Annotated in this window: 4 protein-coding genes and 1 pseudogene; all 5 read right to left on the reverse strand. The window is 56.4% G+C overall.

Annotation, left to right across the window (positions count from 1 at the left end):
- Positions 1–924 (reverse strand): annotated as a pseudogene (locus H8Q75_RS03150) (hypothetical protein); the annotation flags it as partial.
- Between the two features lie 12 nt (positions 925–936).
- The gene (locus H8Q75_RS03155) at positions 937–2,073 is read right to left on the reverse strand and encodes a 5-(carboxyamino)imidazole ribonucleotide synthase (RefSeq protein WP_024124552.1); all 1,137 of its coding nucleotides are present in this window, start codon (positions 2,071–2,073) and stop codon (positions 937–939) included.
- Positions 2,074–2,145: 72 nt separating this feature from the next.
- Entirely contained in the window at positions 2,146–4,863 is a 2,718-nt protein-coding gene (locus H8Q75_RS03160) for a bifunctional acetate--CoA ligase family protein/GNAT family N-acetyltransferase (RefSeq protein ID WP_297040430.1), read from the reverse strand.
- Positions 4,864–4,941: 78 nt separating this feature from the next.
- Complete coding sequence (locus H8Q75_RS03165) at positions 4,942–7,128, reverse strand: amylo-alpha-1,6-glucosidase (RefSeq protein WP_297040433.1); 2,187 nt, start codon at positions 7,126–7,128, stop codon at positions 4,942–4,944.
- A gap of 126 nt (positions 7,129–7,254) precedes the next feature.
- Positions 7,255–9,344 (reverse strand): ATP-binding cassette domain-containing protein (locus H8Q75_RS03170; RefSeq protein ID WP_297040436.1); only part of this gene is annotated, 2,090 nt, incomplete at its 5' end.

Consider the following 9,344-nt stretch of genomic DNA (forward strand, 5'->3'; position numbering starts at 1 on the left):
GTTACTCTCATCATTGGTGGCTTCTAGGGGCACAATGGCCAATCCCTGCCCTTGGGCAATGATTAAATGCTGGTTGTCGGGAGCAATGCGAAAATCACCGGCGGCGGCTTGGTTGAGGCGGCGGGGCTGAAAATTTTCATCGAGGAGCCACAGGGAGCTATCCGCAGGCTGGAGACGATTCACCCGCTGCACCACAATTTTGCTGCCGTCATTGGCCAACTGAAAGCGCAGATTTTGGTACTCGCTGTTATCGAGAATTAGGGAAATTTCGCCTGCAGGACGGGCTTGACGGCGGGGGGTATCGGGGGCATTGAAGTATAGCCCGGTGGTGACGGTGTACAGTTGAGGATCAAAGCCCATTTGCTCGCCCCGCTCCCCTGCGCTAAAGAGAATGCGATCGCCGGCGGGATAGGGCTGAAAATCAAACACCCGCAGATTGGGGGGAGTGAGGAATATCTTTTGTTGCAGCGTCAGGTTATAGAGGATGAGGCGACCCTCTTCGGCACCAGAGCCAAGATAGACCAGGACGCGATCGCGGCTGCGAAACTGCCCCTGAAAGGGTTTGATCGGTTTCCCTTGGGGCACAGAAACGGCATCCTCTAAGGAGACTTTGAAGGTTTGACCGTAGGGCAGCGGCTGCGTCAGCGTGTAGGCAAAACGGCGCCCTGACCAACTGGCCTTACCCTCAAGGGGTGGCTCAATCTTGAGATGGGTTGCCACCGAGGACCAATCCATCAGCCGATTAAAGGAAAGAATAAAGGCGCGATCGCTTGCTCCCACATCGCGGTTTTGCCATGAAAAGTCCCGCACTTCGGCTTGGGTGCGATCGCCCCCCCATAACAGCAAAAGGGTCAGGACCAGCGCCACAAGGAGCACACTCAAAGCAGCCCGATCAAGGGGCTGAGGAAAGGAGTGAAAACGCATCAGCAGGAACAATCACACAACAACAGGCGTACTATACCAGATGTCTTCGATTTGCTCGATGATTGGCATTGCTGCCCCTGGGTCTTCCAAAAGAACTGTGATATGCCCCAACTTGCGACCCGCATAGGTTTGACTTTTACCATACCAGTGAAGGTGCGCGTGGGGGAGAGCCGCCAAGGCCTCACATTTTGCCCCATAGTCAACCTGCGGTTCGGCTAAGCCCAGGAGATTGACCATGACGGCGGCGGTTACCCGCATGTCAGGACTGCCCAAGGGCTGGCCACTAATGGCGCGCAAGTGCTGCTGAAATTGACTCGTGACACAGGCATCAATGGTGTAGTGTCCGGAATTGTGGGTGCGGGGGGCAATTTCATTCACCAGTACTTCCCCCGTGGCTGTGAGGAAAAACTCAAGGCCAAAGATACCCACGCCATCAAGCGCCGTCAGGATTTGGCGGGCGATCTGCTGAATTTGCTCACTGACTTGGGGGGGAATGGGGGCAGGAGCCATCACCCAGCGACAGATGGCAGCCACCTGCTGCGTTTCCACCACCGGATAAAGGGCAATCTCCCCTTGGGGCGATCGCGCTGCCATGATCGCCAGTTCTTTGACATAGGGCACAAAGGCTTCCACCAAAAACCCTTGGGGTGGAATTTCTGGCCAGTGTTGCTGAAACTGCTGCCAGGCCTGCTGATCGGTAATGACAAACGTCCCTTGGCCGTCGTAGCCATGGCGACAGGCTTTAATCACACAGGGAAGGCTGGGGGGGCGATCGCCCAAATAGGCGAACTCTGGTACAGGAATCCCCAGGGCCTGTAAAAAGCACCGCTGCTGGTATTTGTTCAGGAGAGGAGCTAAAGTGGCCAAGCGGGGATAAAAACAAACCCCCCGCTGCTCAAAGTGCTGGAGTTCCTCTAGATCAACAAACTCATTCTCAAAGGTAATCACATCAACGTGCTCAGCCAGTCGGGCTGTGGTCGCCCCATCGGTGATTGCCCCATAGCACACGCCATCGGCAACCGCAACGGCGGGATCCGTTGCTGCAGGCGTTTGTACCCATAGGGAAAGTCCCATCTCCTTGGCCGCCAGTGCCAGCATCCAAGCCAACTGGCCCCCACCAATGACACCAACCCGCGTTATTTTATCCACGATGTCCGACAATTTCCGCAATAGACTCAACGGCAACTATTGTCCTACGTCAATGGTCCCTCACGGCCACTCCTAGAGAGTGAGCTGCACAAACCAAACACTGGGATCATCGCCGGCAGTCAATTCAAAGTTGAGTTTGCGGCAAATACGGATCATCCCCTCGTTGTCCTTGAGAACATAGGCGTGGATTGCCCTCAGCTCTTCATCGCGGCCAATTTGAATCAAGCGCTGCAGCAATTCCGTCCCCAGGCCTTGCCGCTGCCAGCGATCGCTAATCAACAGCGAAAACTCCGCCGTGGGACTAAAGTGATCCTTGCTAAGGCGGCCAACGCCAATAATTTCAGGACCTGCGGCCCCTTGGTGTTCCGCCACAAGGGCCATTTCGCGATCGTAGTCCACAAAACAGATGCGCACCAGGCGATCGTGGGCAACCCGCTGCGATAACTTCATCAGGTGGAAATAGCGCAAATAGACGCTCTGCTCCGAGAGGGTGGCGTGGTACTGGCGCATCAAGGGTTCGTCCTCTGGCCGAATGGGGCGAATCAGCACTGGGGTACCATCGCGCAACTGCCACGGACTGACGTATTGGCTGGGATAGGGACGAATTGCAGGCTTAACAAACATACTTTCCTGCTGGTGGAGCACAAGGCGAGCATCTAAGACCAGTAGGCGATCGGGGGGTGCCACCAGCAGGGGATTGATGTCAATTTCTTTGATCCACGGTTGCTCCACCACCAGCAGGCTAAAGCGTACGAGCAGATCCTCAAGCAGGGCAAGGTTAAGGGCTGGCCAGCCCCGCACGCCGGTAAAAGCACGGGAGATTTTGGTTTGCTGAATGAGGCGCCGCGCTAGGGTGGTGTTCAAGGGGGGCAGGGCGATCGCTGTATCCTCCAAAACTTCCACCAACTGTCCGCCTGTGCCAAAGAGAATCACTGGACCAAATTGAGCATCGGTGGAACTGCCCACAATGAGCTCAAACCCTTTCCAGGGAATCATTGGCTGCACAGTGACGCCAGCAAAATGACTCGCTCCCGCAGCAGTGGTGACATTTTTCTCAATTTGTTGGTAGGCAGTGATGACGGCAGCAGCATCGGGAAGATTGAGGGCGACACCCCCAACATCGGTTTTGTGGGTAATTGTTGGTGAATAGAGCTTGAGAACCACGGGATACCCGAGGCGATCGGCAGCAGCCACTGCCTCTGCTTCACTGCGGGCAATACAGGTTTCCACCACTGGCAGGCCATAGGCAGCAAGAACAGCCTTGGCTTCCCACTCCGTTAACAGGGTACGTCCCTCGCTGCGCACTTGCTCAAACAGTTGACTTACAGACTCTCGATTCGGGGGGGTAGTGGTCAAGGGCAAAGCGGGCGTTTGGTACAGTGCCTGCAAGTGGTCGCTATAGCGCCACATATAGCTAAAGATGCGGGCAGCGGTGTCGGCATAGCCATAGGTGGGAATGCCCGCTTGGTTGAGAATGGCTTCCCCTGGTTTCACTGTGTTGCCCCCCATCCAACTGGCCAGAATCGGCTTGGCACCACTGGGACGGTTTTGGGCATAGGTGGCAAGATCTTGGGCGATCGCCAAGGGATCCGTCATGGCTTGGGGAGTGAGGACCACCAGTAGGCCATCACTGTTGGCATCCGTTTCACAGTGTTGCAGTGCCTTGAGGTAGCGATCGGCGGTTGCATCCCCCAAAATATCCACGGGGTTGCCGTGGCTCCAAGCGGGGGGGAGCACTTGATTCAGTGCCTGTAGGGTATCCGCGGAGAGAGAACTCAGTTTGCCACCTGCACGAATCAGAGCATCAGTAGCCAAGACCCCCGGGCCGCCAGCATTGGTGAGAATCGTCAGATGGGGGCCTTTGGGACGCGATTGCTTGTCCAAAACCTCTGCCATGTCAAACAAATCTTCAATGGTTTCCACCCGCAGCACCCCACAGCGTTCTAGTGCTGCATCCACCACTGCATCGGATCCCATCAATGCCCCTGTATGGGAAGCAGCGGCCTGGGCAGCGGCAGCAGTCCGTCCGGCTTTGATGACAATAATGGGCTTGATATAGGCCACTTCCCGCGCTGCTGAGAGGAAGGATCGCGCATCCCCCAAAGATTCCATATAGATAACAATGCAGCGGGTTTGCGGATCATCGCCTAGGTAGTAGATGAGGTCACCCCAGCCCACATCCAGCATCGTGCCAATGGAGACGAAGGCACTAAAGCCGACATTCTCCTGCAAACTCCAGTCCAAAATTGAGGTACACAGGGCGCCACTTTGACTGAGAAAGCCAACATGCCCCGATCGCGCCATTTTGGCAGCAAAGGTGGCATTCAAACCCGTGGGCGGACACATCACCCCTAAACAATTGGGGCCAATAATGCGCATCCGTGCCTGACGGGCAATGGTTAAAATCTCCTCCTCAAGAGCCAGTCCCGCTGCCCCTACTTCGCGAAACCCCGCTGAAACAATAATGGCTCCTTTGACGCCTGCTGCGGCACACTCGGCAACCACCGCTGGCACTGTAGCCGCAGGGGTGGCAATGACTGCGAGATCAACCGCCTCTGGGATAGCCGTCACACTGGCATAGGCCTTGATGCCCAACACAGAACTGCGGTGCGGGTTAACGGGAAAGACGGTGCCGCCGAAGGGGCTTTGAATCAAATTCCACAGCAGGGTGCGGCCAACACTGCCTTCTTTTTCGCTGGCACCGATGACAGCCACACTTTTGGGGGCAAAGAGGGGACGCAGAGGCTGATGACCGGCGCGCCAAATGTCGTAGGTCGTGGTTCGGGTCATGCGGTTACTGGTGCTACAAAAGGTGGGAACTGAGCCACCTCTACTTTAGCGAGGGCGATCGCCCCAAGTTACGCTTTGTTACGCGGTGTGGAGTTCCCAGTCACAGCCATTTGCCCCCGTGCGCCAGAGCCGCAGCTCAAAGCGACTGTTGCCAAGGCGTAGATTACGAATGTGGAGTTCCTCAATACTGGCGGGCAACAGGGGCTGGTGGAGCAAGAATTTGCCTTGGGGGGCATCCACAAGTGGCCAAACCATGATCTGGATGAACTGGAAGAGGCTGGCGGTTGCCCAGGCTTGGGGGGAGCAGGCCACTGGGTACTGTACGGGCTGGGGATAGGTCTGGCGATCGAAGCCACAGAACAGTTCTGGGGGACGCAAATCCGGCTGCCGACAGGTCATATCAAAAAGGGTATCCACAAGCGTCAGGGCAAAGTCACTATCGCCAATTGCCCGCAGGCCAAAGGCAATCAGGCTGGTATCGTGGGGCCACACTGACCCCAAGTGGTAGCCAATGGGATTGTAGGCTGGGGAGGTGCTGCTCAGGGTACGAATCCCCCAACCATTGAACAGATCCGGGAGCCGCAGACGTTGCCCCACCCGTTGGGCTTTCTCGGGGTCACAAATCCCTGTCATCAGACATTGGCCAGCATTGGAAGTGAGGCTATCCACCGGCCGACCGTCACCGTCGAGGGCAAGGGCATAGAATCCGTCGGATTCCAGCCAAAAGTCGCGGTTAAAGCGTGCTTTGAGGTCGGTGGCCTCCCGCTGCCAGCGATCGCCCCACTCGCCATAGCCTAGGGCCTGAGCAATGACACTGAGGCGAGTTTTGGCAGCATAGACATAGCCTTGGACTTCACAGAGGGCAATGGGGCCCTGGGCAAGTTCGCCGCAGCGGTTGACAATGCAGTTACCGGAGTCCTTCCAGCCCTGGTTGTCAATCCCCTTTCCGGCTTGGCGATTGTAGCTGAGGTAGCCTGTGGCAGCCATCTGTTGATCAATCCAAGCCATGGCAGCAAGGGCATGGGGCCATAGCTGCGCTAAGGTGGCGCGATCGCCTGTCCACGCATAGTAGTCGCTGTAGAGCATTAGCCAGAGGGGGGTGGCATCCACTGTGCCGTAGTAGGGGGTATGGGGGATTTCGCGGTTGCGTGCCATTTCGCCAAAGCGCAGCTCGTGGAGAATTTTCCCCGGTTGCTCATCGCGCTCAGGACAGACCTCCCTGCCTTGGTAGTGGGCAAGGGTGCGCAGCGTATCACGGGCGATCGCCGGATTGAGGATCAGCGTTTGCATGGCTGAAATAATGGAGTCGCGACCAAAGAGCGTCGCAAACCACGGAATACCCGCAGTCAAAACCTTGCCATGGCCAAAGGACTGCAACAGCATATAGAGATCCGCCATCCCCCGCCGCAGGATGCGATTCCACTGCGGATTCGAGGTGACGATTTCTGTACAGTCTGACCACCATTGTTGCCGTTCCTGTCGAGCCGCTTGATCCGCAGCCGCTAGGGAGGAAGGCACTGCTACCTGTGCCGTAGGTGCCCCATTGGTAAAGGGACGGACGCAATAGTGAATACGGTGGTAGCCTTGGGGTTCGAGCTTAAGGTGCCATGTGGCTGTGGTGTCATCAAGACGGTCGGGGGGAGTGCCCAAAAACTGAACTTGGGTCTCCATCAGGGCCCCATCCAGACCTTGATAGGCGAAGCAGAGATCGGCGCGTCCCTTGGTGTGGCGTAATTCACAACCGACGGGTTGCAACGTCTGTCCCCGCTGTGGGCGACCACCACCGTATTGGCGAATTTCAAATAAATCCTGAAAGTCTGCTGCAAAGGTAAGTTGAATATCCACCACTGCCGGCTGTACTTGGTGGTTGGTAATCAGAAGCGTTTCAAAGAGGGCGCCCCGTACCACTAGGAAGCGCTCGATCGCCAACGCTTCCGCTGGCACATCGGGTTGTTTGGGGTTGGTACACACTACCTTGAGGGCGTGGCTACCCGTACAGTGAAAACTCAGCAGCACTGGGCGATCGCCCCCCACCCGCAACTCCGCTTGACTCAGGAAGCGGGTATCCTGGCAAAACAGCCCCGTAATCGCCGTTTGCTGTTCATCATTGCAGATATTGCCCAACTCATCACAGATGAGCAGCACATCATCATCCTTGAGAACGGGAACGGTTTTAGGGTGGGTTTGAATTTTGGTGGCCGGCAGGGGCGGAGCAACAATGGGAATGTAGTCGCGCCCGTACAGGGAAACAACATCAGTCTCCATGGGTGCAGCAGCGGTCTCACTTGAGATGGAAAAATTTTAGCTAATTGACTAGATCGTCCTTTACGATGGGGGACATCGCAATAGGTAAATATGCGGAAGGTACAGCAGCAGTTTGCACAGGCGGTGTTAGCCTTTGCGGCTTTGCAGATACGTGGCCACACCCGTGTAAATGAGGCTGTGGAGAATCAGCATTCCCCAATTCAGCAGCAGATTATCCCAAGTGGGGGCATAGACAGGCGTCGGATCAAAGGGCTGGGGCGGTGGTTCAAAGAGGCCAAAATCGAGGGGTGGCGGTACCATACCATTCACGTCAATCAAGGTACCATAGGCACCCATGGTCCAACGGCCAATTGTCAGCCAAGAGAGAGCCGTTGCAACGCCCGTGAGCTTAAAGAGGACGCCGGCAAAGATAATTTGCGGCAGGAGCAACGGCGGTAAAATCTTGCTTGCTTGATCGCTGTTGTGCACGGCCGCCGAGATCAAAAGACCCAAACAGAGACTCGCCACGAGCGTCAGGAAGGTGGTGATGCCAAACCCTAGGGGCCAAGGGAGGAGGGCACCCTTTGGCAGACCAAAGGCCAACAGTCCCACCAGGGTAATGAGCAGCGTTTGTGCCAAGGCCATGCCCTTGCCAAGGGTGAGTTTGGCTGCCATGTAGGCCCAGAGACTGAGATTGGCAAGGCGTTCGCGGCGGTAGATGGCCACCTCTGTGATCAAGGCTTGCGCCCAGCCCGAGAGTCCCACCCAAAGACAGGCACAGGTAAAGACAAAGAGAATGCGCAGGGTTTGAGCCGCTTGCAGCAGACTGGGGGGATCTTGGGGCCCAAAGGGGGAGCGATCGCTGGCAAAGCGGGTGAGCAGCAGGGCAATAGGGACACTGATCAAATTTAAGACAAGGCTGAGGCGATCGCGCCAGAGGAGTTGCCACTGGCGTTGGCACAATACCCGCCATTGGTAGAGGTGAGGCGGTGCCGGCTGCTGCGGTGGGGGTTCGGCATTGGGACGACTCTCCGCCCCCAGAACACTGGTACTCTCGTAGTGGGACCCGATACTGAGGTGGCTGGCAAGGTAGCGTTCATAATGGGCAGATTGGCGAAATTTTTGACTCCATGCAGCACTATTTTCGGGAGTCAGGAGGGCATAAATTTCAGCCACAGAATTCAGGGGGCGATCGCCCGTTGGACTAAAGAATTGACGAGCCTCATCGGCCGGGCCAAAATAGCAAAGACGCCCCCCGGGACCAAGAACGAGTAGGCGATCGCACAGATACACATGGCTCGTGGCGTGGGTAACCAAAACAATTGTGCGTTCTTGATCTGCCAATTGCCGCAGCAACTGCATCAGCAAAAAGTCTAGCCCGGGATCTAGACCCGAGGTGGGTTCGTCAAGGAAAAAGAGCTTGGGATTGGCCAATAGCTCAACGGCAATACTCACCCGCTTGCGCTGACCGCCACTGAGGCTGGCCACCAGTTGATGTTCCGTACCCCTTAACTGCACCTGTTCAAGCACTCGCTCAATTGCTGCCCTGCGGTTTTGGGCATCGGTATCCGCCGGTAAGCGCAGTTGCGCCGCATAATTCAGGACTTCGGCCACTGTGAGGCGGGCATGGACAATATCATCTTGGGGTACATAACCAATTTGGTGGCGGTAGGTGCCAAGATGGCGATGCAAATTCAAACCATTGAGCAGCACCTGTCCTTCCTGAGGTGGATCTAGCCCCATCAACACTTTTAAGAGGGTGGATTTCCCCGTACCACTGCCACCGACAATACCCACAAGTTGTCTCGGCTCCGCCACAAAGGAAACCCCTTGTAAGAGGGAGCGATCGCCCGCTGGTGTTTTTACCCGTCGTTCCAATCCCCAAGCATCAATGCGAAGATGACTGCCCTGATCCGTAATTTCTAAGGTCTCATGGCGGTAGAGAAGGACAAAAGGCCCAATGCGAATCTGATCACCGTTGCGCAGCGTGTAGGGACCTTTTAGGAGTTTGGCGTTGACATAGGTGCCGTTGCTGCTGCCCAAATCCCTCAGAACGTAGAGACCCGCACTGGTGCGATCAATGCTGGCGTGGCGCAAGGACACCGTGGGGGCATCCAGTTGCCAATGCTGATAGCTGTTGCTCGCTTGGCGCCCTAAAGTCAGCGGCCATTCCTTGAGGGTTTTGAGGACAAGGCGGCGCTGCTGCGGTAAGGGTGGTGGACTGGCGGTTCCCGCAA

The organism is Thermosynechococcus sp. OHK43, from assembly GCF_014466085.1.
Lineage (GTDB): Bacteria > Cyanobacteriota > Cyanobacteriia > Thermosynechococcales > Thermosynechococcaceae > Thermosynechococcus.